Here is a 24451-nt window from a genome sequence, read left to right on the forward strand (position 1 = left end):
CGCACCAGCCCGCATTGATGATTCGTTAAGGTTTATGCTGCAACCCTGAGTTTGGCAGGTGTTCAGGCATTCTCCTTTGAATCTTCTGACGAATTTCAGGGTTGTTGGATTTGGCCAATTTAGCCTCAGGTTATCTTCTCTGGTTCGTCGGGCGGCTGTCCCGCTTTCATAAGCAGGCCATCCTTCTGTTTCTGGATGTCGTCTTGGCGCCCGCAGCGCTGCTGGCAAGTCTTCACTTCCTTTTGCCTCCGATGATGGCGCTGGAAATGGTCGTGCAGGGTGCTTACGGCTTTTTGGCCGTCACATGCTTCGCGGCGGTCGGCTCTCCGCTGCTGGGGATTCCGAAGATAAAGCTCAAGGCGTATGAGGCAGTCGGCGCAATCAGGACCGCGCTTCTGGCGCTTTTCGCAGGACTGGGGCTTTGGCTTGCAAGCCTGTGGGTCGGCTTTGCCTTGCCAGCGGCTGTCATGCCTTTGTTCTTGTTGATCTACATTCTGCTGATGGTGATTGCACGTTTCGCACTTCTCAGCCTGCTTTTATCCGTTCTGCGCCAAGGTCAGGTGCGTCGCAACGTGGTCATTTACGGGGCGGGGAATACCGGCACGATGCTTGCCTCGGCTCTGCGCGCGCACGAAAGCATTCATGTGGTTGCCTTTGTGGATGACAGCAAATCTGTACAAGGCATGACGCTGATGGGTTTAAAGGTCTACCCTGCCAACCATCTGGAAAAGATCGTGGCGCGCCATGATGTTGAGCGGGTCCTTCTGGCCATGCCATCTGCCTCGGCGGCGCGACAAGCGTCGATTGCGCGCGATCTTGTGTCACGCGGTCTTGATGTGCACGCCTTGCCGTCGATTGCACAGCTCGTTGGCGCTGAAGTGATTGTCGATACGCTGGCGCCCTTTTCTCCAAGCGCTTTTCTGGGGCGGGACCCTGTGAATGATCTTCGTCCCGAGGCCAGCGATGCCTATGGCGGAAAGACAATTCTGGTTACCGGGGCGGGTGGCTCTGTGGGGGCGGAACTCTGTCGTCAGCTGATTCGCTATCGACCTGCCTGCATCGTGCTTTTTGAGGTCAGCGAGATCGCACTTTACACGATCAGGCATGAAATGGCGCCACAGACCGAAGCTCTGGGCATTTGCCTTGTTCCGCTGCTTGGAACCGTGACGGAGTCGCGGCAAGTTCGGGCTGCTCTGGCCAAGTACAAGGTCGACGTGATTTTACATGCGGCTGCCTATAAGCATGTCCCTTTGGTTGAAGACAATCCGATTGCCGGCTTGAACAACAATGTGTTGGGCACCCGCACGTTGGCCGAGGCTGCGGTGGAGCAAGGCGTAAAACGTTTCATCCTCATCTCGACGGACAAGGCTGTGCGCCCCACGAATGTGATGGGCGCGTCAAAACGCATGGCCGAATTCGTCGTGCAAGATATGGCGCGCCGCGCCACCACAACCGACTTCTCGATTGTCAGGTTCGGAAATGTGCTTGGAAGTTCTGGCTCGGTCGTGCCCCTCTTCCGCGAACAGATCAGAATGGGCGGGCCCGTCACTCTTACTCATGAAGATGTGACGCGCTATTTCATGACGATTTCCGAAGCAGCCGCGCTTGTGCTGATCGCAGGCGGCCTGTCGCTGTCGCGCGGTCCCCATGAAGGTGATCTTTTTGTGCTGGATATGGGTCAGCCGATCCGCATCCGTGATCTGGCCGAACGCATGATCCTGGCGGCGGGATATACTGTCAAATCAGCCGAAAACCCTTGTGGTCAGATCGAAGTCGTGCTCATCGGCCTGCGACCGGGTGAAAAATTGCACGAAGAATTGTTGATCCAGCCCGGCATGCTCACCACCCCTCACGAAAAGATCCTCCGGGTGCAGGAACGGGGGCTGACAAATATGGAAATGACGATGGCCCTGCGCGACCTGCGGGCCGCCGTTGCCATCGGAGACGCGGCTGCTGCCTGCCACACGCTGGAAACCTATGTCGAAGGCTATGAAAGCAAATTCCAGCGCTATCCGGACACCCGTCGCAAAAGGATCAGATCCTGACGCCGTCGCGATCTGCCCTGCTCAGAAGCACACAAGATCATACCCACTAAAGGCGCTCGTGCCGCAGGGCGTTTTGAAAACCGCCGGAGGCCGATGTCTCTTCAGAGGCGGGGTGCGCGGTGGGGCCCGCAAGGCGATGCCGTTTTGTCGATCTGATGTGGCAAGCTGAGGCGTCACCCTTCGCCTCTTGCCTCCCTCTGACGCACGCGTCAAACCGTGCTGCTGTGGCCCGGCGTGGCGGTGACCCATTGGCCCTTGCAAAATTCTCCATCTGCGGTTAGATCACCTACAACAGCGGGTTCGGGGTCCACACCCGGATCTACCGAAGGAAGTTTGCGGGCCGCTAGGCCCGTTTTTCGTTTTTGGAACCCATGACAGATCTTATCGCAAAAACTGCCATCGACCGTCGGCTTGCGGACCTGATCGGCCCCGTCATTGAAGGGCTGGGGTTCGAACTCGTCCGCGTGCGCCTGATGGGGGGCAAGACCCGCATTCTGCAGATCATGGCCGATCGGCCGGAAGGCGGAATCGTTGTTGATGAATGCGCTGCCATTTCGACAGCGGTCTCCGCAGTGCTTGATGTCGAAGATCCCGTTGAAGACAATTACATTCTGGAAGTGTCGTCTCCCGGCATCGACCGCCCGCTGACGCGCCTCAAGGATTTTGAGATGTGGAAAGGCTGGGAGGCCCGCATCGAGACGACAGAACTGATCGATGGCCGTCGGCGCTTCAAGGGGGAGTTGGCGGGCGTCGAGGATGAAGAAATCCTGATCCTGATCGATGAGGCAGGCGAAGAGGTGACCATCGGCCTGCGCTTTGAATGGCTCTCCGACGCGAAGTTGATCCTGACCGATGACCTGATCGCGGAAATGCTGCGCCAGAAGAAGGCCAGCGGCAATTTCGACGATTCGGAATTCGATGACATTGAGCAATCCGAAGGCGAGGAAGAAGATCCCGCCGAAGAAACCAGACATTAAGACCGGGAGTTGACCGATGGCTATTACCTCTGCCAACCAGCTTGAACTTCTCCAGACGGCCGAGGCTGTCGCACGTGAGAAGATGATTGACCCGGATCTGGTGATCCAGGCGATGGAAGAAACGCTCGCCCGCGCGGCCAAGTCGCGTTACGGCTCGGAGCTTGATATTCGCGTGAACATCGACCGCAAGACCGGTCGGGCCACGTTTGCCCGCGTGCGGACCGTGATGGAAGATGACCAGATCGAAAACCATCACGCGCAGCTGACCGTCAAGCAGGCCAAGAATTACCTTGCCAACCCGCAGGTGGGTGATGAGGTGATTGATGAAGTGCCTCCGGTTGATCTGGGCCGCATCGCCGCGCAATCGGGCAAGCAGGTTCTGCTGCAGCGTGTGCGCGAAGCCGAGCGTGACCGCCAGTATGAAGAATTCCGTGACCGTAAGGGCAGCATCATCAACGGTGTGGTCAAGCGCGAAGAATACGGCAATGTCATCGTCGATGTGGGCCGGGGTGAAGGCATCCTGCGCCGCAACGAAAAGATCGGCCGCGAAGCCTATCGCATTGGGGACCGTATCCGCTGCTTCATCAAGGACGTGCGCCGCGAAGTGCGCGGCCCGCAGATCTTCCTGTCGCGGACCGATCCGCAATTCATGGCGGAACTGTTTAAGATGGAAGTGCCGGAAATCTATGACGGCATCATCGAGATCAAGGCTGTTGCCCGTGACCCAGGGTCGCGCGCCAAGATTGCCGTGATCTCCTACGACAATTCGATCGACCCAGTGGGCGCCTGCGTTGGTATGCGCGGCAGCCGTGTGCAGGCCGTGGTGAACGAGTTGCAAGGCGAAAAGATCGACATCATTCCATGGAATCAGGATCAGGCGACTTTCCTTGTGAATGCTTTGCAGCCGGCCGAGGTCTCTAAGGTTGTGATCGACGAAGAAGCTGGCAAGATCGAAGTCGTGGTGCCGGATGAACAGCTGTCGTTGGCGATTGGTCGTCGCGGTCAGAACGTGCGCCTTGCTTCGCAGCTGACAGGTCTTGATATCGACATCATGACCGAAGCTGAAGAATCCGCCCGCCGTCAGGCCGAATTCGCCGAACGCACCAAGCTCTTCATGGACACGCTGGATGTCGATGAGATGATGGCGCAGCTCTTGGTTTCGGAAGGCTTCGGGAACCTTGAAGAAGTTGCCTATGTCGAGGTTGATGAACTGCTCTCCATCGACGGTTTCGATGAAGACACTGCCGCCGAACTTCAGGCCCGCGCCCGCGACTACTTGGAAGAGCAAGCCCGGAAGGCCTTGGAGAACGCCCGCAAGCTGGGTGTCGAGGAAAGCCTGATCAACTTTGAGGGCCTGACCCCGCAAATGCTCGAAGCGCTTGCAAAGGACGGCATAAAGACGCTCGAAGATTTCGCCACCTGCGCCGATTGGGAGCTGGCAGGCGGCTGGACCACCGAAAACGGGCAGCGCAAGAAGGATGAAGGTATTCTGGAGGCTTTCGACGTCAGTCTGGAAGAAGCACAGACCATGGTGATGACCGCACGCGTCATGCTGGGCTGGGTGGACCCGACCGAGGCCGAGCCAGCCGACGACGACAGCGCCGATGACACGTCCGAAGACGAGGAGGCCGAGGCCTGATTTCAGGCCTCGGAGCAACGCGCATGACGCGTGGCGGGCAGAAAGAAACGCGCGAGGAACCGGAACGCAAGTGCATCGTTTCCGGGGAAAGCCAGCCAAAAGCGGGTCTGATCCGCTTTGTGCTGGGGCCGGATGATGTGATTGTGCCTGATCTTCAAGGCCGTCTTCCAGGACGCGGAATTTATGTTTCGGCAGATCGTGAGGCTTTGGAGAAGGCGGTCAAGAAAAACCTCTTCTCGCGAGCCGCGCGTCAGCCGGTCAAGGTGCAGAGCGATCTGCCCGAATTGGTAGAGCGCCTCTTGGCGCAGCGGGTCATCGATCTTATATCGCTGGCACGAAAAGCCGGAGATGCGCTCTGCGGCTATGAAAAGGTGAAAGACTGGCTCATCAAGGGCCAGGCGAGAACCCTGATACAGGCGAGCGACGGTTCTGAGCGCGGCAAGGAAAAGCTCCGGCCGCCAAATGGGCCAGATTCCCTCATTTCCTGCCTTACAGCTGGGGAAATGGGTTTGGCATTCAGTCGCGAACGTGCGATACACGCCGCGCTTGCGGCTGGTGGACTCAACAACCGTGTTGTAGAGGAAGCGGCAAGGCTTGTCGGTCTGCGTGGGGCAGCAGGCAAGCAGGTCGGCGACATGATCGCCGGGAAGGATACGAAGGACGCATGAGCGATACAGACGGCAAAAAACCCCTCGGGTTGGGTGGCGCACCTCGTTCCGGTCAGGTGAAGCAAAGCTTCAGCCACGGTCGGACGAAGAGTGTCGTGGTTGAAACGAAACGCAAACGCGTGGTCGTTCCCACCAAGCCGGGGGCAGCCGGGGCAGCAACTCCGGGTGGCGGCTCTCCTAATCTGGGGGATCCAGCCAAGCGGCCTGCGGGCATTTCCGACGCCGAGATGGAGCGTCGTCTCGCGGCATTGCGCGCTGCAAAAGCGCGTGAGATCGCAGACAACGAGCGTCGGGCCGAGGAAGAACGTCAGCGCGAGGAAGAGCGTCAGCGCCGTCGGGAAGAGATTGAGGCAAAAGAGCGCGAAGAGCGTGAACGCCAAGAGGCTCTGCGTCTGAAGGCCGAGGAAGAAGAACGCGCAGCCCGCGCGGAAGCCGAGGCGCGCGCTGCGGCTGCTGCGCAGCGCAAGGCCGAGGTTCTTGGCACGCGTCCCCGGTCTGCTGAAAAGCCCGCCGAGGTTAAGCCCAGCCCGGCTGCTGCCGCAGCGGCTGAAGCTCCTGCCAGTCGTGGTCAGGATACCGCCGGGCCGCGTGGTGTTGCTGCAAAGGCACCGCTGGCCCCCGCGCCGCAGCGAAAGACCGACCGTGAGCGTGAAGAGCGCGAGCGTAGCGCGAAAGCCAAGGGTGATGACAGCCGCCGCGGCGGCAAGTTGACCCTGTCTGCTGCCCTGAACGGCGAAGGTGGCCGCACGCGCAGCCTTGCCGCGATGAAGCGCAAGCAGGAAAAGGCCCGTCAAAAGGCCATGGGCTTTGGCAACAAGCCAGAGAAACAGGTGCGCGATGTGCAGCTGCCTGAAACCATCGTGGTTTCGGAACTTGCGAACCGTATGGCGGAACGTGCTGCGGATGTGGTCAAGACGCTCATGAAAATGGGCATGATGGTTACGATGAACCAGCCCATCGACGCCGATACCGCGGAACTTGTGATCGAAGAATTCGGCCACAAAGCGGTGCGTGTTTCGGATGCCGACGTGGAACAGGTGATCGACTCGGTCAAGGACCGCGAAGAAGATCTGCAGCCGCGCCCACCCATCGTGACGATCATGGGCCACGTGGACCACGGCAAAACCTCGCTTCTGGATGCGATCCGTAAGGCCAACGTGGTTTCCGGCGAAGCGGGTGGCATTACGCAGCACATCGGTGCGTATCAGGTGCGCACGCCGACGGGAGCACTTGTGTCCTTCCTCGACACGCCCGGCCACGCCGCCTTTACAAGCATGCGTGCCCGTGGGGCGAGCGTGACGGATATTGTGGTTCTGGTTGTCGCGGCAGATGATGCCGTGATGCCGCAGACCATTGAGGCGATCCATCACGCAAAGGCTGCTAAAGTTCCGTTGATCGTTGCCATCAACAAGATGGACAAGCACGGCGCCGACGCCACCAAGGTTCGCACTGACCTTCTGCAACACGAGATCGTCGTCGAGGCGATGTCGGGCGACGTGCAGGATGTGGAGCTTTCCGCCAAAACCGGCATGGGCATCGACAATCTGCTGGAGGCGATCTCGCTTCAGGCGGAAATCCTGGAACTCAAGGCGAACCCGAACCGGGCTGCCTCGGGTGCCGTGATCGAAGCCAAGCTGGATGTGGGCCGCGGTCCGGTCGCAACGGTTCTGGTGCAGAACGGCACCCTGCGCAAAGGCGATATCTTTGTCGTCGGCGAGCAATGGGGCAAGGTTCGGGCGCTGGTGAACGATCAGGGCGAAACCGTGCTGGAAGCCGGGCCTTCGGTTCCGGTGGAAGTGCTGGGCCTGTCGGGCACACCATCGGCGGGTGACACGCTGAACGTGGTTGAAACCGAAGCGCAGGCGCGCGAGATCGCGGATTACCGCGAGAAGGCCGCCAAGGACCGCCGCGCCGCAGCCGGTGCCGCCACCACGCTGGAACAGCTGATGGCCAAGGCCAAAGCCGACCAGTCGGTTGCGGAACTGCCAGTTCTCGTCAAGGCTGACGTGCAGGGTTCTGCGGAAGCCATCGTGCAGGCCTTGGAAAAGGTTGGCAACGAAGAGGTGCGCGTGCGTATCCTGCATTATGGTGTGGGTGCCATCACCGATACCGATGTGGGCTTGGCCGAAGCATCGGGTGCGCCGATCATCGGCTTCAACGTGCGTGCCAATGCATCCGCGCGGCAGTCGGCCAACCAGAAGGGTGTCGAGATTCGCTACTACTCGATCATCTATGATCTGGTGGATGATATCAAAGCCGCTGCCTCGGGCCTGTTGAAAGCCGAAGTGCGTGAAACCTTCATCGGCTATGCGCAGATCAAGGAGGTCTTCAAGGTGACGGGCGTCGGTCAAGTGGCGGGCTGCTTGGTCACCGAGGGCGTGGCACGCCGGTCGGCAGGCGTGCGCCTGCTGCGCGACAGTGTCGTGATCCACGAAGGCACGCTGAAGACGCTGAAGCGCTTCAAGGATGAGGTCAAAGAAGTGATCTCTGGTCAGGAATGCGGCATGGCGTTCGAACGCTATGAAGACATTCGCCCTGGAGACATCATCGAGATCTTTGAGCGCGAAGAAGTGCAGCGCACTTTGGCCTGAGGCAAAGCTGGACAAAAACAAGGAAGCCGGGGAATTCCCCGGCTTTTTCATTTCAGTCTTTTTAGATCAGATCGGTCAGACAGCGCGACTTTGCGGCACAGGCATGCCGACAAACAGCTTTTCATCGACTTTGACGACAAGCTTTCCATCCGCAAGCGTCTTTACCAGAAGCCCCTGAATGGAAACACAACTACCGACTGCGATTGTTCTCAACATTTGCAACCCCCCTAGAAAAAAGCTCCCCGCGTTAGAATTAACGCAAAGATTCCAGAAAACCATCATTATTTTGACACATTGACGAAGTCTGCGACACTTTGTGAACGGCGGATTACAGCCAATCGCGCAGAATCGGAATCAGGGGAACGTCAGCGGGTGGCATTGGGTAATCTTTCAGCTGCGCTGCCTTGACCCAAGCCAGCTTCTGGCCCTCGCGGCCCTGCACGATGCCCTCCCATTTGCGGCAGGCGAAAAGGGGCATCAGCAGATGAAACGTCTCATAGCTGTGACTGGCGAAAGTGAGGGGGGCCAGACAGCTTTGCCAAGTCTCGATGCCAAGTTCTTCCTTCAATTCGCGCACCAGCGCGAGTTCTGGCGTTTCTCCCGGCTCGACCTTGCCCCCCGGAAACTCCCACAAGCCAGCCAAGGATTTGCCTTCGGGCCGCTGCGCCAAAAGCACCCGGCCCTCTGGGTCGATCAGCGCGACTGCGGATACAAGAACAATCTTCAAGAGCGGTAATCCGCATTGATCTCGATGTAGCGGCTGGTCAGATCGCAGGTCCACACTGTTCGCGCTGCGCGACCCAGCCCCATATCAACACGGATGAGGATTTCTTCCTGTTTGAAATGGCTCGCGCCATCCTCTTCCTTGTAATCCGGATTGCGCCAGCCTTTCTTGGCCACCACCACATCCCCGAAGCGGATGGTGAGCAAATCACGATCTGCTTCCGCCCCAGATTTGCCGATGGCGGCAACGATCCGGCCCCAGTTCGGGTCTTCCCCGGCAAGGGCGGTCTTCACGAGCGGAGAGTTGGCGATCGAGAACGCAACCTTGGCCGCGTCTGCGTCACTCGCCGCGCCCGTGACCTGAATCTCGACCAGCTTCGTGGCGCCCTCACCGTCGCGGATCACCTGCAATGCCAGATCCCGCATGACCCCTTGCAGCGCGGCCTCAAAGGCTTTCGCCACCGGGCCCTTGACCGCTGCGGCATCGCTTTGGCCAGTCGCGGCCAGCAACAAGCTGTCAGACGTCGAGGTATCGCTGTCGACGGTAATCGAATTGAACGTGGCATCCACGTTGCGCGACAGCATGCGCTGAAGCATCGCAGGCGAGATTTTCGCGTCGGTGAAAATGTAGACCAGCATCGTCGCCATGTCGGGGGCTATCATTCCCGATCCCTTGGCGATGCCGGCGATATGGATCGTGCCACCGTCACCTTGCACCGTCGCGGATGCGCCTTTGGGGAAGGTGTCGGTTGTCATCATGGCATGGGCGGCCATCTCGATCGCATCATCCCGCAGGCCGGCTACCAAATCGGGCAGCACGGCCGTGATTTTCTCATGCGGCAGCGGCTCGCCGATCACCCCGGTAGAGGAAGAAAACACCCGGCTTGCCGGCAGATCAAGCGCAGTTGCCACACCGCCCGTCACCGCCGCCACCGCCTTATCGCCCACCTTGCCGGTGAAGGCGTTGGAATTGCCCGAGTTCACAATGATTGCTGCACCCGCCCCTGCGGGAACCTTGGTGGCCAGCTTGTCCTGACAATCGCGCACGCAACCCGACCGGGTGGAGGAGCGGGTGAAAACCCCGGCCATGGCCGTTCCGGGCGCAAGGCGGATCAGCATGACATCCTTGCGGTTGGCATATTTGATGCCGGCCTCGGCGGCAGAAAACTCTACCCCCTTGATGACGGGAAGTTGGGGGAAGCCATCTTTGGGCGCCAGCGGCGACACAGGCTTGGCTGCTTTCAGCTTGGCACCGATTTTGCCCGCAACCTCTGCCACCTCGTGTCCGACACCATCGGCCACATCAGAAACAGTTTCGGTCACCTTCGACTTGAGCTTACGCAGCCGCTTTTTCAGCGTTTTTGCTTCGGCTTTCCAATCGGTCTTCGCCATGACTTCCCCCGAGGACTATTTGTCCAGCAGCGTTGCATCACGCAGGAGGGTGGGGTCAAGCCCTTCTCCGGGGCGCGAAACATCGGCCGCATCGGTTAGCGCCTTAATATGCGCATCGACAGCCGCACGTTCGATCTCGGCGGCCAGTTCGTCGCGCGTCTCATCCAGCGTTGGCGCTGCCGCCACGCGGGTTTCCTTGACCAAAATCAGGTGGAACCCAAAGTCCGATTGCACCGGACCGACCACTTTGCCTGTTTCAGCCGCCACGACGGCATCTTCAAATGGCTTGACCATCATCCCTGTGCCAAACCAGCCCAGATCGCCGCCATTGGCGCCCGAACCCACATCGGTGGAGTTGGCGCGCGCGAGTTCTGCAAAGTCGGCACCGCCGTCCAGCTGCGCTTTCAACTCGGTGGCCTTCTCTTCTGATTCCACCAGAATATGTGCGGCGTTATATTCGGTTGCCGGTTCGGCATTGGCGAACTTGGCGTCATAGGCTGCCTGCAGCGCTTCATCCGTCACCGCTTCTGCGATCACCGCCTGCAACGCCACGCCCGAGATATAGCCCCGACGGTCGTTCTCCAGTGCCAGCTGATCTTTCTTGGCAATCTCGGTCACGGATTGCTCGAGCGCGGTCTGCTGGATCAGCTGGTCCAGAATGCCGTTGAACAGCACATCATCCGGCAGGGCCTGATATTGTTGCGGCAGGCTCTCGCGCAAGGCGATCATGTGGCCAAGCGTGATTTCGGTGCCATTCACCGTGGCGACAACCGTATCGGCGCTGGTGTCCTGCGCCCATGCGGGAGCCGACATCGCACCCACAACGGCACAACTGGCCAAGAACTTGGTCCATTTCGTCATTTTCACACCCTCCTGATCGGGCTGCGACCCCGCCAAACATTGACTATGGCGGGCCTGTCCCTTAAATCGCGGGGGTCGCGTGCGACGGGGCCGGCCGGCCTTCTTGCGCTTTCTATGGAAGGCATTGGGGGCGGGCAAGGCCCTTGGCTCACACGATCCTGTCAAGAATACCCACGGAGAACATATGCTGGGTCTGGGTTCGCTAACGCGTAAGGTCTTTGGTACGCCAAACGATCGCAAGGTCAAATCGGTTCGCCCGCTGGTCGCACAGATCAACGCGCTAGAGCCGGAATTCGCCGCGCTCAGCGACGAAGGTCTGAAGGAAAAAACACGGGCGCTGTCGCAGCGGGCGCAGGCGGGTGAAAGCCTCGATGCGCTTTTGCCCGAAGCCTTTGCCAACTGCCGCGAAGGCGCCAAGCGGGCGCTTGGCCTGCGTGCCTTTGATGTGCAGCTCAAGGGCGGCATCTTCCTGCACCAAGGCAACATCGCCGAGATGAAAACCGGCGAAGGCAAAACGCTGATGGCAACGTTCCCGGCTTATCTGAATGCGCTGGCGGGCAAGGGCGTGCATGTTGTCACCGTGAACGATTATCTGGCAAAGCGCGATGCCGAATGGATGAGCAAGGTTTATGGTGCGCTTGGGCTGACCACTGGCGTGGTCTATCCCTATCAGCCCGATGCCGAGAAAAAGGCCGCCTACCGCTGCGACATCACCTATGCCACCAACAACGAGTTGGGCTTCGATTACCTGCGCGACAATATGAAGGGCAGCATCGAAGACATGGCGCAACGCGGCCATTTCTTTGCCATCGTCGACGAGGTCGACTCGATCTTGGTGGATGAGGCGCGGACCCCGCTGATCATTTCCGGCCCTTCGCAGGACCGGTCTGAACTTTACATCAAGGTCGATGCCCTGATCCCGAGTCTGACCGATGCGCATTTCAAGCTGGATGAGAAAACGCGCAACGTGACCTATACCGACGAGGGCAACGAGTTCATCGAAGGTCTGGTGCGCAGCGCGGGCTTGCTGCCCGAAGGCCAGAACCTCTATGACCCGGAAAGCACCACGCTGGTGCACCACGTGACCCAAGCTTTGCGTGCCCACAAGCTCTTCTCCAAGGATCAGCAATATATCGTCCGCGATGGCGAGGTGATGTTGATCGACGAATTCACCGGCCGCATGATGCGCGGTCGCCGCCTCTCGGATGGCTTGCATCAGGCGATTGAGGCGAAAGAAGGCGTGCAGATCCAGCCGGAAAACGTGACGCTGGCCAGCGTCACGTTCCAGAACTATTTCCGGCTGTACAATAAGCTTGCAGGGATGACGGGCACCGCCGCGACCGAAGCTGAAGAATTCATGGAAATCTATAAGCTTGGCGTGGTGGAAGTGCCCACCAACCGCCCGGTTGCGCGCAAAGATGATCACGATCAGGTCTACCGCACCGCGCGCGAAAAGTATGAAGGTGTCGTCAAGACCATTCAGGAAGCGCATGAAAAGGGTCAACCGATCCTTGTCGGCACCACCAGCATCGAAAAGTCTGAGTTTCTGTCAGGCCTTTTGCAGGCTGCGGGCGTGCCGCACAACGTGCTCAATGCGCGCCAACATGAGCAAGAGGCGCAGATCGTGGCCGATGCCGGCCGATTTGGTGCGGTGACCATCGCCACCAACATGGCCGGTCGCGGCACCGACATTCAGCTGGGCGGCAACGTCGAGATGAAGGTGATGCAGGCCATCGCCGCTGACCCGCATCTTAACCCCGATGACGTGCGCAAGCGCATCGAGGCCGAACATGCCGAAGAAAAGGCCAAGGTGATTGCGGCAGGTGGGCTGTTCGTTTTGGGCACCGAACGCCACGAATCCCGCCGGATCGACAATCAGCTGCGCGGCCGCTCGGGCCGTCAGGGCGACCCGGGGCGCTCTTCCTTCTTCCTGTCGCTGGAAGACGATCTGATGCGCATTTTCGGCTCGGAAAAGCTTGATGCCGTCCTGTCAAAACTGGGGATGAAGGAAGGCGAGGCGATTGTTCACCCATGGGTCAACAAATCGCTGGAACGCGCGCAGGCCAAGGTAGAGGGGCGCAACTTCGACATTCGCAAGCAGTTGCTAAAGTTCGACGACGTGATGAACGATCAGCGCAAGGCCATCTTTGGCCAGCGGCTTGAAATCATGGAAGCCGAAGATGTCGCAGAAATCGCCGAAGACATGCGCTTGCAGGTCATCGAGGATTTGGTCGACCTTCACATGCCGCCAAAATCCTACACCGATGCTTGGGATGTCGACGCCTTGGTTCAGGCGGTGCGCGAAAAGCTGAACATCGACGCACCGCTCGCCGAATGGGCTGCCGAAGAAGGCGTTGATCAGGATGTGATCAAGGAGCGTTTGGCCGAAGCCACGGCAAAGGCGATGGCCGATAAGACCGAGGCCTTTGGCGCCGAGACCATGCGTTCGATCGAAAAGCAGGTTTTGCTGCAATCCATTGATGGCAAATGGCGTGAGCATCTGCTGACGCTGGAGCATCTGCGTTCGGTCGTCGGCTTCCGTGGGTATGCACAGCGCGACCCTTTGAACGAGTATAAAACCGAAAGTTTTGCGCTCTTTGAATCAATGCTCAACTCGCTGCGCCAAGAGGTGACGCAAAAGCTGGCCGCGATCCGTCCGCTGACCCAAGCAGAGCAAGAGCAGATGATGGCGCAGGTCCGCGCGCAGCAGCAGGCCGCGACGGCTGCCGCCGAACCTGTTCCTGCGCCCGCCGAGGCGCCGCCCGCGCGTTTGCCCGGCTTTGATGAGAACGACCCGGCAACTTGGGGCAATCCCAGCCGAAACGATCTTTGCCCTTGTGGATCGGGTGAGAAATTCAAGCACTGCCATGGCCGGATCGTCTGATCCGCGCCGCAGTTGACCTGAGTGGGGCAGCCGGTGCTGCCCCATTTCTGACACTTATGGTGGAAACATTCCCCCAATCTGCCACTGATTGGCCCGCTTTCGCCGTCAAGATGCCCTCAGTCAAAAGGGCCGGAGGCGCGTATGATCCTGCAACGCAGACTGACATTGGTGATCGCGACAGGCGCGGTTGCTTTGGGTGCGGGTCATTACGTTCAGCAGAAGGCTGGTGAGCGCGCGGCAGCAGAACCTGCCGATCTGATTGTCTCCGAAGTCAAACCGGTGGCTGCTGGCCCCTCTGACCAACGGGCAGCGCCACCCCGGGTGGACGCTCCTGCAGCGCCGCTTGAGGCCGCCCCCATGGTGGTGCCTCCGCTTTCAGAAGCATCGCCCACAGAAGATTTCGCACCGACCGAGCGTCTGGCCGCAGTCGAAGCCGAATCGTCGATTGCGACGCCATCTTTGCCTGCGCCAGAGCAGATGCCGGATTGCCAGATCAGCTTTGAGCTTTTGGCACAGCCCAATGCCTTAATCGGTGTTTCGCTGCTGGCGCCCTGCCACCCGGATCAACGTGTGGTGTTGCGGCATGCGGGGCTTGCCATCACTGGCCGGACCTCTGCCAGTGGTGCGCTCTCTGCCACGCTGCCGGCTCTCACGCCGGTGGCAGAGGTTGAAGCTGGATTCGCAGATGGCGAAAGCGCGCGTGGCACGCTTGCGATCGCAGATTTCCAGTCTGTGCAGCGCTTTGCCGTGCAGTGGCAGGATAAGGATTCCTTTCAATTGCATGCGTTTGAAAACGGTGCAGGTTACAATCAGCCGGGTCACATCTCCGCGGTCTCTACAGGCCCCACAGGCGATTCCGGCAGCGTTGTCACTCTCGGCGATGCCTCGGTCAGCTTGCCGCTTATGGCCGAGGTTTACACCTTTGGCTCGGCCACAAATGTCGATCTGGTGCTGGAGGCTGCGATCACACCATCCACCTGCAATCGCGAAATCCTTGGGGAGGCCATTCTAGCGACTGGCGGAGCGGTTGAGGTGACCGACCTGACCTTGGCGATGCCGGGCTGCGATGCTGTCGGCGATATTCTTGTATTGAAAAACCTGCTGCAGGACATGACACTCGCCATCGCAGACGAATAGGGCGGCACAAGGTTCATGCGGGCAAAATTCTGGTGCGCGGCGGGTTTCGCCGCGTTTTTTGTTCCGGCCGCTGCCGGGGCGCAGGACATCACCCTGTCGGCGCGCGAAGGCGGGTTGGAGATTTCCGGCACGTTGCAAGGCTATGACGGTGAGTTCTACCGGATCGATACCGTGTATGGTCTGCTGACCATTGATGCCGCCGGGGTGATCTGCGACGGGCCGGCATGCCCCGATCTGACCGCGCCAAAGGCGAACATTCGAATCGTGGGGCTGCCCGGAATTGGCGAGTCGTTGCTGCCGCCCTTGATTCGGGCCTTTGCCGAGGCGCGCGGACTGACCTATTCCGCTGTTGCAGAGGATGGCTATCGCGCCACGGTCAGCGACCCCAAGGGCGGCGCGCTCTTGGCGGAGATCCACTTTGCTGCGGCGACCTCTGATGAGGCACGGGAGGATGTGCAGGCAGGGCGCGCCGAGGTGATATTGGCGGCGATGACAGAACCCGATCTTGGCGCGCGGGTCCTGGCCTTGGATGCGATGGTGCCCATCGTGGCGCCGGACAATCCTTTGCCGCGTATCAGCACGCGCGATCTGGCGCGGGTGCTGGCGGGTGAGGTGGGCAATTGGGCCGAGGTGGGCGGCCCCGACATGCCCTTGGTCCTGCATGGATTGCGCGCGGACGCAGCCCTTCAGCGGGCCCTTGGTGCGCGTTTGGGGCGAGAGGTCTTGGCGCAGGTGCGGCATGACGATGTCGCGTCTCTGGCTGCTGCGGTCGAGCGCGACCCATGGTCCATCGCCATGACGTTGCGCGCTGCTGTGGCAGGGGCACGCAGCTTGCCGTTGACCGACAGTTGCGGCTTTCCGCTTTTGCCCTCTGCGCTGGCGGTCAAGGCGGAAGATTATCCGCTGTCGCTTCCGATCTATCTCCTGACGCCCAAGCGGCGCTTGCCCTTGTTTTTGCGCGAGTTTCTGACCTACCTTGAGACGCCACAGGCGCAATCGGCTGTCGCGGCGGCAGGTTGGATCGACCGCCAGCCCGAACGGCAGCCGCTGACGGCCGATGGTCTGCGCCTGATCAATGCCATTCAAGGCGCAGGCGAAGAGACGACATTGGCCGATTTGCAGCGCCTTGCCGCCGCAATGAATGGGGCGGATCGCCTGTCGCTTACCTTTCGCTTTGAGGATGGTGCGAGCCAACTTGACGCCCATTCGCGCGACAACCTTGCCGATCTGGCGCGCCTGATCGAGGTTGGCACGTTTCGCAATCATGCACTGGTGCTGGCAGGGTTTTCGGATGGCAGCGGCGCGGCCGCTGCCAACCTGTCGCTCAGCCAGGTTCGGGCCGAAGGTGTGTTGACGGCCCTTGCAGAGGCGGGCGTGGCAGCGGGGGATTTGCCGCAGGTGATGGCTTTTGGCGAAGCCATGCCGATGGCCTGCGATGAAACGCAGGCGGGGCGTCGCCTGAACCGGCGGGTGGAGGTTTGGCTGAAGCCTGTTTTTACAGATACCCCCCCGACCGAAAACTGAGTTCGCGGCTTTTGCCGATGATCAGATGGTCATGCAGGGTGAGGCCGAGGACCTGACACGCCTCTTGCACCTGATGCGTCATCGTGATGTCGGCGCTGCTGGGAGTTGGGTCACCGGACGGGTGATTGTGCACCAAAATCAATGCGGAAGCGTTCAGCTCCAGCGCGCGCTTGACCACTTCGCGCGGGTAGACAGGCACATGATCGACCGTGCCGCGGGCCTGTTCTTCATCGGCGATCAGGGTGTTCTTGCGATCCAGAAACAGAATGCGGAACTGTTCGGTTTCGCGGTGCGCCATGGTGGTGTGGCAATAGTCCAGCAGCGCATCCCATGAGGACAACACCTGCCGGTGCATCACGCGCGCCCGCATCATGCGCTGAGAGACCGATTCGAAGATTTTGAGTTCACAAACAACGGCTTCCCCCACCCCTTTGACCGATTGAAGGCGCGGCACCGGTGCAGAGATCACACGATTCAGGTCGCCGAATGTGTCGATCAGCAGATGCGCGAGCGGTTTGACATCTTGCCGCGGAATGGCGCGAAACAACAGCAATTCAAGCAGTTCATAATCGGGCATCGCCGCGCCGCCGCCTGCCATAAAGCGATCGCGCAGGCGTTTGCGGTGATCGGCGATGTAGGACGGCAGCTTTGCGGGCAGAGGCGATGGTGCGGCTTCATCCGTATCCCCGTCAGCGGGGAACAGAGGGAGGGAGCGGTCGTGAAATCCGTGCTGTGCCATGACGGGCAGGGTGGCAGGGCTTGCTGAACAAAGCGTTAACAGAGGCGCCGTGCGCCGCAAAAGGCGCGTCTGATCCACGTCTGGGGCGCGTATGGCCAAGGTATGGTTCACGTCATGACATGCCGGCAAAAGGCGTGGCGGGCAGGCAAAAGAAAAGCCCCGCCGGTTTCCCGGCGGGGCCTGTGTCCGCGCTTCAAGATCGGGGGTCAGCTTTTCATGCCGTCCCAGAAACCCTTGACCTTGGAGAAGAAGGAAGAGCCTTCGGGGTTGTTCTCTTCCGACAGCTTTTCAAACTCACGCAGCAGCTCTTTCTGCCGGGAGGTCAGGTTCACCGGCGTTTCCACCGCGAGTTCGATCAGCATATCGCCAACGCCGCCGCCGCGCAGGGCAGGCATGCCCTTTGAGCGCAGACGCAGTTGCTTGCCCGATTGCGCCCCCGCCGGGACTTTCACACGGCTGCGGCCGCCATCGATCGTTGGCACTTCGACTTCGCCGCCGATCGCGGCCGTGGCCATGCTGACCGGAACCCGGCAATAGAGATGCGCGCCATCGCGTTGGAACAGGGCATGTTCCTTGACCTCGATAAAGATATAGAGGTCGCCGGACGGGCCGCCGCGCAAGCCTGCCTCACCCTCACCGGCGAGCCGGATGCGGGTGCCGGTTTCCACCCCGGCGGGAATGTTCACCGAAAGCGCACGCTCTTTCTCGACCCGGCCTTGGCCGCCACAGGCACGGCAGGGGTTCTTGATGATCTGGCCCATGCCATTGCAGGTGGGGCAGGTGCGTTCGACGGTGAAAAAGCCCTGTTGCGCGCGCACCTTGCCCATGCCCGAACAGGTGGGGCAGGTGGTGGGTTCGGCGCCGCCTTCGGCACCCGAGCCCCGGCAGACTTCGCAAGCGGTGGAGGTGGGCACGTTGATGGTTTTTTGGATGCCCTTGAACGCCTCTTCCAGCGAGATGCGCAGGTTGTAACGCAGGTCAGAGCCGCGCTGTGCGCGCGAACGACCGCCGCCGCCGCCGCGCCCGCCCATGAAATCGCCGAACAAGTCTTCGAACACATCCGAGAAGGCGGAGGCAAAATCTCCATTGCCGCCAGCGCCCGGATGGCCGCGCCCGCCGCCCATGCCGCCTTCAAAGGCGGCGTGGCCGTAGCGGTCATAAGCCGCTTTCTTGTCGGCGTCCTTCAAAACCTCATAAGCCTCGTTCACTTCCTTGAACTGGGCTTCTGCATTGGGATTGTCTGAATTGCGATCTGGGTGAAGCTCTTTTGCTTTCGACCGATAGGCCTTTTTAAGGTCTTCTGCCGAAGAGCCCTTGGGCACGCCCAGAACATCGTAAAAGTCGCGTTTTGCCATGGGTTAGAACCCCTTTCCCGAACCGGAGAGGGGCGGTCCGTTGCCGGACCGCCCCCTTTTCCCGTGTCCTGCGGTCTTACTTCCGCTTGTTTTCGCCCAAATCCTCGAAGTCGGCATCGACGATATCTTCGTCAATGTCACGAGGACGGTCTGGATCTGCGCCGTCCGCGTCGCCTTCGGCTTGGCTGGCTTTATAGATCGCCTCGCCCAGCTTCATGGCGGCTTCGGTCAGGTTCTGGATGCCCGAGCGGATTTTGCCCGCATCGTTGCCCTTCAGCGCTTCTTCCAGCGGCTGCATCGCAAGCTCGATGGCTTCGACCGTGCTTGGATCCACCTTGTCAGAATGCTCTTTGAGCGACTTCTGCGTGGAGTGCAGGAGGCTTTCGCCTTGGTTCTTGGTTTCCACCAGCTCGCGGCGTTCCTTGTCTGCCTCGGCATTGGCTTCGGCGTCGCGGACCATCTTTTCGATGTCCTCATCCGACAGGCCGCCCGAGGCCTGAATGGTGATCGCCTGTTCCTTGTTGGTGCCTTTGTCCTTGGCTTTCACCGACACGATGCCGTTGGCGTCGATGTCGAAGGTCACCTCGATCTGCGGCATGCCGCGCGGGGCGGGCGGGATGTTTTCAAGGTTGAACTGGCCCAGCATCTTGTTGTCGGCCGCCATCTCACGCTCACCCTGGAACACCCGGATCGTCACGGCGTTCTGATTGTCTTCCGCGGTCGAGAAGATCTGGCTTTTCTTGGTGGGGATGGTGGTGTTGCGATCGATCAGGCGGGTGAAGACACCACCCAGCGTCTCGATTCCCAGCGACAGCGGGGTCACGTCGAGCAGAACCACATCCTTGACGTCGCCTTGCAGAACGCCTGCCTGAATGGCGGCGCCGGCGGCAACCACTTCATCCGGGTTCACGCCCTTGTTCGGCTCTTTGCCAAAGAACTTGGTCACTTCTTCGATCACGCGCGGCATGCGGGTCATACCGCCGACCAGAACCACCTCGTCGATGTCGCCCACCGAGAGACCGGCGTCTTTCAGCGCGGCTTGGCATGGCTTCATCGAGCGTTTGATCAGGTCATCCACCAGCGATTCCAGCTTGGCACGGGTCAGCTTCACCACAAGGTGCAGCGGCTGGCCGGTGGTCTTGTCCATCGAGATGAACGGCTGGTTGATTTCGGTCTGGCTGGACGAAGACAGTTCGATCTTGGCTTTTTCCGCCGCCTCTTTCAGGCGCTGAAGGGCCATCTTGTCCAGCGTCAGGTCGACGCCATGCTCTTTCTTGAACTGCTCGGCCAGATAGGACACGATGCGCATGTCGAAGTCTTCCCCGCCGAGGAAGGTATCCCCGTTGGTGGATTTCACTTCGAACAGGCCATCGTCGATTTCCAGAATGGTGATGTCGAAGGTGCCGCCACCAAGGTCATAGACCGCGATGGTTTTGGTTTCCTTCTTGTCCAGACCATAGGCCAGAGCGGCAGCGGTGGGTTCGTTGATGATCCGCAGCACTTCCAGACCGGCAATCTTGCCCGCATCCTTGGTGGCTTGACGCTGCGCGTCATTGAAATAGGCGGGCACGGTGATCACGGCTTGGGTGACGGTTTCACCCAAGTAGGACTCCGCGGTTTCCTTCATCTTTTGCAGGATGATCGCGGACACCTGGCTGGGCGAATACTTCTCGCCGCGCACTTCGACCCAAGCATCGCCGTTGCCGCCATTGACGACCTTATACGGCATGTTCTTCTGATCCTTGAGGATCGCCGGATCATCAAAGCGGCGGCCAATCAGGCGCTTGACCGCGAAAATGGTGTTGCTGGCGTTGGTGACGGCCTGCCGTTTGGCGGCCTGACCCACAAGGCGTTCGCTTTCGGTGAACGCCACGATGGACGGCGTGGTGCGTGCACCTTCCGAGTTTTCGATCACGCGGGGCTGCGACCCATCCATGATGGCGACGCAAGAGTTGGTTGTTCCAAGGTCGATACCGATGACTTTGGCCATGTTTTGATCCCTTTCTACAGGCGATGGTCTTGGCGCGGGCCCGATGCGGCACCCTTGCCCATGGAGCGTGCGGCGAAATCGGTGGATCCCGAGTTACCGTTGCGTGCTGTATATAGGTGCCGGTCATTTTGCCTGCAACAGGGTCTCCGGCCCCCGTGTCGCTAATTTTTCGCATCCCGTCCGGCCTTGCGCGGGCCGCCGCCGGAGGGTGGCGGACGGGTCATCCTGTCGCAGGGGAGGAACAGCAGGCGCGCGCGGGCGTTGGTTTGTCATGGATTTTCAACGAGAAGAAGGATGTATTGATGCTTCATGTCGACATTCCGACCAAGACGCAGATTGACACACTGATTGCGGCACGGGGGGATGCGCTGGTTTCTTTCTATGTTCCAACCACGCCGGAAACGCAGCACATCGGTCAGGCCCGCACCATATTGGGCAACCTGCTGAAGGAGGCGGAGGCTCAGCTTGAGGCCGCCGCAACGCCCAAGCGCGCGATCTGGCCAATCTCTGAACAGGTGAATGACCTGCTGGATGATGATGCATTCTGGAGCAAGCAGGCGAACAGCCTTGCTGTGTTTGTCAGCCCAGACCGCTTGCGGGCCTTCCGGGTGCCGAACCGGCTGAGCGAGGGCGTGCATGTGGGCGACCGTTATTTCACCAAACCCCTGCTTCGGGCTGTGTCTGGCCTCAACCATGCCTTTGTGCTTGCGCTCGCCGAAAATGACGTGCGCCTGATCGAGGTCTTTGCCGATCTGCCGCCGCAGGAGCGCCGGGTGGCTGATCTTCCGAAAGACGCGGCCTCGGCCAATGGCACGGCGAATGTGAATTCGCGCAGCTATTCTGGGCGGATCGGGGGCGCTGAAGGCCAGAATGTCTTGCTGCGCGCCTATTGCCGCAAGATCGATGAGGCGCTGCGCCCGGTTCTGGCGGGGCGCGACGAGCCGCTGATTCTTGCGGCGACGGAGCCGCTGTTGTCGATGTTCCGCTCGGTGACCACACAGGACACTCTTGTCGAGGATGCGATCAGGACGAGCCCGGCCAACATGACCGCGGCGCAACTGGACAGCGCGGCCCGGCCAATTCTGGACGCCGAACAGGCCAAGGCCCTTGCCGATTTGCAAGACCGCTTTGCCGCGCTTGCGGGAGAAGGGCGGGCGCTGACCGATGTGGAGGAGGTCGCAAAGGCAGCGACTTTCGGCGCGGTCGACACCCTGTTCGTCGATATCGACCATGTCGTGCCGGGCACGGTGGATGAAACGACAGGTGCCGTGACCTTTGCCAAGGAGGCCAGTGCCAAGACCCATGGCGTGATTGACGAGATCGCCGCTCGGGTGATCACGACCGGCGGCACCGTGCTGGCCGTGCGGCAGGATGAGGTTCCGGGCAAGGGCGCCGTGGCCGCGCTGTTGCGCTATGCGGCCTGATCCGGCGGATCACGCGCCGACAGCCGATCAGGGGCCTTGCAAAAGGCCCCTGACCCCCGCGCGAGTCTGGCGCCAAATCACCGATGGTCGAGCGTGCAGCAGCCTTGCAGGGCCGAATTGCCATCCGGCGCTTCGGTGAACATGCGCGTGGAAAACCCGAATGCGCGGTCAGACATTCCGTCTGAACAGGCTTCGCGTGTGATGATCAGGGTGCGGTTCAGGGTCGGTCCTTCTTCCAGACTGATCAGATAACCCTGATCCGCCACCGCTTCTTGGGTAACCGTCATCGGCACCGCGCCGGTATCAGGTGAATTGTATTCCGCGCCACGCGGATAAAGGCTGACCGACCAGAAGGGTTCTGTCCCTAGACACGACAGGGGACGCGGCACGGCAAAAGGATCGTCCTGCTCTGTCGGGTTCAGATAGGCCATCGACACCCAGCCATTGCCTTCGGGCATGCCGATCTTGCCCCATTTCTTATCCTCCGACAGGCCGAGCACTTCGATGTGAAGCGTGAAGGGCCCAAGCTCGCCCACCACATCGGCGCGGGTCGACGGCTCTGACCGGACATTGAGCACATCATTTGCCGCCACTCCGCTGACTTCAAAGCTGGCCGGAAAAGGTTGTGCCAGTGCGCCCATGGGGCAAAGGCAGATCAAAAAGACGACACTCCCACGGATCACCGCTTGGCCCCCCAACTGCTGGATGCATGTTTGCGGGTGTAGAATTCACCCATCAACCCGATCAGGATGCAGATCACCATCACCGTCACCGCGTAGCGGATCGAACTGTAATGCGGGTTGTAATTCAGGAAGATAAAGCCCCGCGCCTGATCGATGATGTGAAACAAGGGGTTCCAGTCGAAATAGGCCAGAACATAGGTGGGCATGGCATTGGCGACAAACATCTTGCCCGAGGCGATCATGTTGGCGCGCTGATAGATGGTGGACAAGATGCCGATGAATTCCGGCTGCCACGGCATCGCCGCCTTGAAAACCATGCCAACCGCGACGCCGCTGCCCCATGCCAGAAACAGCATGCCCATGGTGCCGACCGGATCAAAGAGGGTGATCGGGGTGAACGCCGCATGATAGATGAACAGCACCACGCCTGCCGAAAGGATCTGGATGTAAAGCGCGCTGAGCGCGGCGGCGGCAATCGCGATGATCGGGTTCATCGGCGCATGTTTCATCATTGCCGAGGTGGGGCCATCGGAGCTGACCACGGCACCCACCGCCTTGGTGTGCGTCATGAACAGAAAGATGCCTGACATCACATAAAGCAGAAAGTCGCCGCGAATGGCATTGCCGCGCAAACCCAGCAGGTCGAACATCACATAAAACACGACCACCATGATGACCGTCTGCAGGATGTTCAGCAGCAGGCCGATCACGGCATTGCCGTGGCTGCGCCGAATGGACCGGACCGTTGCGTGGAAAATAAGCTCCAGCATCGCAAACGCGCTGCGGCCCGGCGTCTTTCTCACCACAGGTCGGAACATTTCTGCCCTGTCCTCTTGAGGGGTCCGGCGGGAACCCCCTACCATAACAGCGGAAATCTTGATGTTTCCTTTAAGGCGATGATAAGGCCAGCAGATATTTTAAGCAACTGTTGTGCCTTGATCGGCGCACGGACGGGAGGCGAATTTGGATTTCGACCATTTGACGCGCACCATGCGCCGTCTGGCGCTTGAGGCGGGCGACAAGATCATGTCGGTTTATGAAAGCCCCGATTTCGAGGTGAAATCAAAAGGCGATGCCAGCCCGGTGACAGAAGCGGATGAGGCGGCCGATGCGATCATCTCGGCGGGCCTGTGCGCGGCTTATCCAGAGCTGGTTCTGATCACGGAAGAGCAGGCCGAAAGCCACAGCCTTGAGGCCAGCACCTTTCTGATTGTCGACCCGCTGGATGGCACCAAGGAATTCGTGCAGCGGCGGGGCGATTTCACTGTGAACATCGCCTATGTCGAAAATGGCATTCCTTTGCGGGGGGTGGTTTACGCACCGGCCAAAGGGCGTTTGTTTTACACGCAGGCCGATGGGCGCGCCGTGGAAGAAACCGGCCCCTTTGCCAAGGACAGCATCGGCCCGGTCACGCCGCTTGCTGTCTCGGCGCCGGACAATGGCGGGCTGATGGTCGTTGCCTCCAAATCACACCGCGATGCGGCCACCGATTCTTATATTGCCCGTTATGCGGTCAAGGATATGACAAGCGCGGGCAGCAGCCTGAAGTTCTGCCTTGTTGCGACGGGAGAGGCCGATCTTTATCCGCGTCTGGGCCGCACCATGGAATGGGACACTGCCGCCGGAGATGCGGTGTTGCGCGGCGCGGGCGGGCATGTGGTGCGCTTTGATGACCACAGGCCGCTGACCTATGGCAAGCAAGGCTGGGACAATCCGTTCTTTATCGCCTATGCCCCTGGGGTTGTATTGCATCAAGGCTAAGCAAATGCGTAACGTATTTTTATCTTTTTGTATGTCTTCTGGGGTTGCTGCTGGCGAA

The 24451-nt window shown here is 60.1% G+C and carries 18 protein-coding genes; 10 read left to right on the top strand and 8 right to left on the bottom strand.

What is annotated here, in order from left to right; genetic code table 11:
- The first annotated feature begins 110 nt into the window (after positions 1-110).
- From CUR21_RS09170 to infB, 5 genes are all read left to right on the top strand, one after another.
- Positions 111-2045 (top strand): nucleoside-diphosphate sugar epimerase/dehydratase, encoded by a 1935-nt coding sequence (locus CUR21_RS09170; protein WP_100196831.1) that lies wholly within the window; start codon positions 111-113, stop codon positions 2043-2045.
- 371 nt (positions 2046-2416) lie between these two features.
- Positions 2417-3022: a ribosome maturation factor RimP gene (gene rimP, locus CUR21_RS09175; protein WP_100196832.1), complete on the top strand. Its 606-nt coding sequence runs from the start codon at positions 2417-2419 to the stop codon at positions 3020-3022.
- A gap of 16 nt (positions 3023-3038) precedes the next feature.
- Entirely contained in the window at positions 3039-4661 is a 1623-nt protein-coding gene (gene nusA / locus CUR21_RS09180) for a transcription termination factor NusA (protein ID WP_100196678.1), read from the top strand.
- A gap of 23 nt (positions 4662-4684) precedes the next feature.
- Positions 4685-5329 (top strand): RNA-binding protein, encoded by a 645-nt coding sequence (locus CUR21_RS09185; RefSeq protein WP_100196679.1) that lies wholly within the window; start codon positions 4685-4687, stop codon positions 5327-5329.
- Positions 5326-7920, top strand: a complete 2595-nt coding sequence (infB, locus tag CUR21_RS09190; protein ID WP_100196680.1) for a translation initiation factor IF-2 — start codon at positions 5326-5328, stop codon at positions 7918-7920. The genes CUR21_RS09185 and infB overlap by 4 nt, the downstream gene beginning before the upstream one ends.
- A 328-nt stretch (positions 7921-8248) precedes the next feature.
- Here infB and mutT read toward each other — a convergent pair whose 3' ends face one another.
- The 3 genes from mutT to CUR21_RS09210 are packed head-to-tail and all read right to left on the bottom strand — an operon-like array spanning position 8249 to position 10896.
- Positions 8249-8647: an 8-oxo-dGTP diphosphatase MutT gene (mutT, locus tag CUR21_RS09200; RefSeq protein WP_100196681.1), complete on the bottom strand. Its 399-nt coding sequence runs from the start codon at positions 8645-8647 to the stop codon at positions 8249-8251.
- Positions 8644-10035: a bifunctional glutamate N-acetyltransferase/amino-acid acetyltransferase ArgJ gene (gene argJ / locus CUR21_RS09205; RefSeq protein ID WP_100196682.1), complete on the bottom strand. Its 1392-nt coding sequence runs from the start codon at positions 10033-10035 to the stop codon at positions 8644-8646. Before argJ ends, mutT begins: the two co-directional genes overlap by 4 nt.
- Before the next feature lie 15 nt (positions 10036-10050).
- Positions 10051-10896, bottom strand: coding sequence for a peptidylprolyl isomerase (locus CUR21_RS09210; RefSeq protein ID WP_100196683.1), 846 nt, complete (start codon positions 10894-10896; stop codon positions 10051-10053).
- 184 nt (positions 10897-11080) lie between these two features.
- Here CUR21_RS09210 and secA point away from each other — a divergent pair, with 184 nt between their 5' ends.
- The 3 genes from secA to CUR21_RS09225 all read left to right on the top strand — a co-directional run bounded on the left by secA (position 11081) and on the right by CUR21_RS09225 (position 16441).
- Entirely contained in the window at positions 11081-13780 is a 2700-nt protein-coding gene (gene secA, locus CUR21_RS09215; protein ID WP_100196684.1) for a preprotein translocase subunit SecA, read from the top strand.
- Between the two features lie 141 nt (positions 13781-13921).
- Positions 13922-14917, top strand: coding sequence for a hypothetical protein (locus tag CUR21_RS09220; protein ID WP_100196685.1), 996 nt, complete (start codon positions 13922-13924; stop codon positions 14915-14917).
- A gap of 15 nt (positions 14918-14932) precedes the next feature.
- Positions 14933-16441 (top strand): phosphate ABC transporter substrate-binding/OmpA family protein, encoded by a 1509-nt coding sequence (locus CUR21_RS09225; protein WP_100196686.1) that lies wholly within the window; start codon positions 14933-14935, stop codon positions 16439-16441.
- Here the strand turns inward: CUR21_RS09225 and radC are convergent.
- The 3 genes from radC to dnaK all read right to left on the bottom strand — a co-directional run bounded on the left by radC (position 16413) and on the right by dnaK (position 20525).
- Positions 16413-17180, bottom strand: a complete 768-nt coding sequence (radC, locus tag CUR21_RS09230) for a DNA repair protein RadC (protein WP_100196687.1) — start codon at positions 17178-17180, stop codon at positions 16413-16415. The two genes, CUR21_RS09225 and radC, sit on opposite strands and share 29 nt — an antisense overlap.
- Before the next feature lie 206 nt (positions 17181-17386).
- Positions 17387-18535 (bottom strand): molecular chaperone DnaJ, encoded by a 1149-nt coding sequence (gene dnaJ / locus CUR21_RS09235; protein WP_100196688.1) that lies wholly within the window; start codon positions 18533-18535, stop codon positions 17387-17389.
- Between the two features lie 76 nt (positions 18536-18611).
- Entirely contained in the window at positions 18612-20525 is a 1914-nt protein-coding gene (gene dnaK / locus CUR21_RS09240) for a molecular chaperone DnaK (RefSeq protein ID WP_100196689.1), read from the bottom strand.
- Positions 20526-20827: 302 nt separating this feature from the next.
- Here dnaK and CUR21_RS09245 point away from each other — a divergent pair, with 302 nt between their 5' ends.
- Positions 20828-21949, top strand: a complete 1122-nt coding sequence (locus tag CUR21_RS09245) for a hypothetical protein (protein WP_100196690.1) — start codon at positions 20828-20830, stop codon at positions 21947-21949.
- Positions 21950-22026: 77 nt separating this feature from the next.
- On the opposite strand, the gene CUR21_RS09250 is transcribed toward CUR21_RS09245, so the two are convergent.
- Both CUR21_RS09250 and CUR21_RS09255 read right to left on the bottom strand, forming a co-directional pair.
- Positions 22027-22590 carry a COG3650 family protein gene (locus CUR21_RS09250; RefSeq protein ID WP_157791972.1) on the bottom strand — a complete coding sequence of 188 codons (564 nt, stop codon included), beginning with the start codon at positions 22588-22590 and terminating at the stop codon, positions 22027-22029.
- 38 nt (positions 22591-22628) lie between these two features.
- Positions 22629-23450 (bottom strand): ABC transporter permease, encoded by an 822-nt coding sequence (locus tag CUR21_RS09255; RefSeq protein WP_100196692.1) that lies wholly within the window; start codon positions 23448-23450, stop codon positions 22629-22631.
- Positions 23451-23595: 145 nt separating this feature from the next.
- On the opposite strand from CUR21_RS09255, the gene cysQ reads away from it, so the two are divergent.
- Entirely contained in the window at positions 23596-24393 is a 798-nt protein-coding gene (gene cysQ / locus CUR21_RS09260) for a 3'(2'),5'-bisphosphate nucleotidase CysQ (RefSeq protein WP_100196693.1), read from the top strand.
- Positions 24394-24451 lie beyond the last annotated feature (58 nt).

It is taken from the genome of Pseudorhodobacter sp. MZDSW-24AT (genome assembly GCF_002794355.1).
In the GTDB taxonomy this organism is placed as follows: Bacteria; Pseudomonadota; Alphaproteobacteria; order Rhodobacterales; family Rhodobacteraceae; genus Pseudotabrizicola.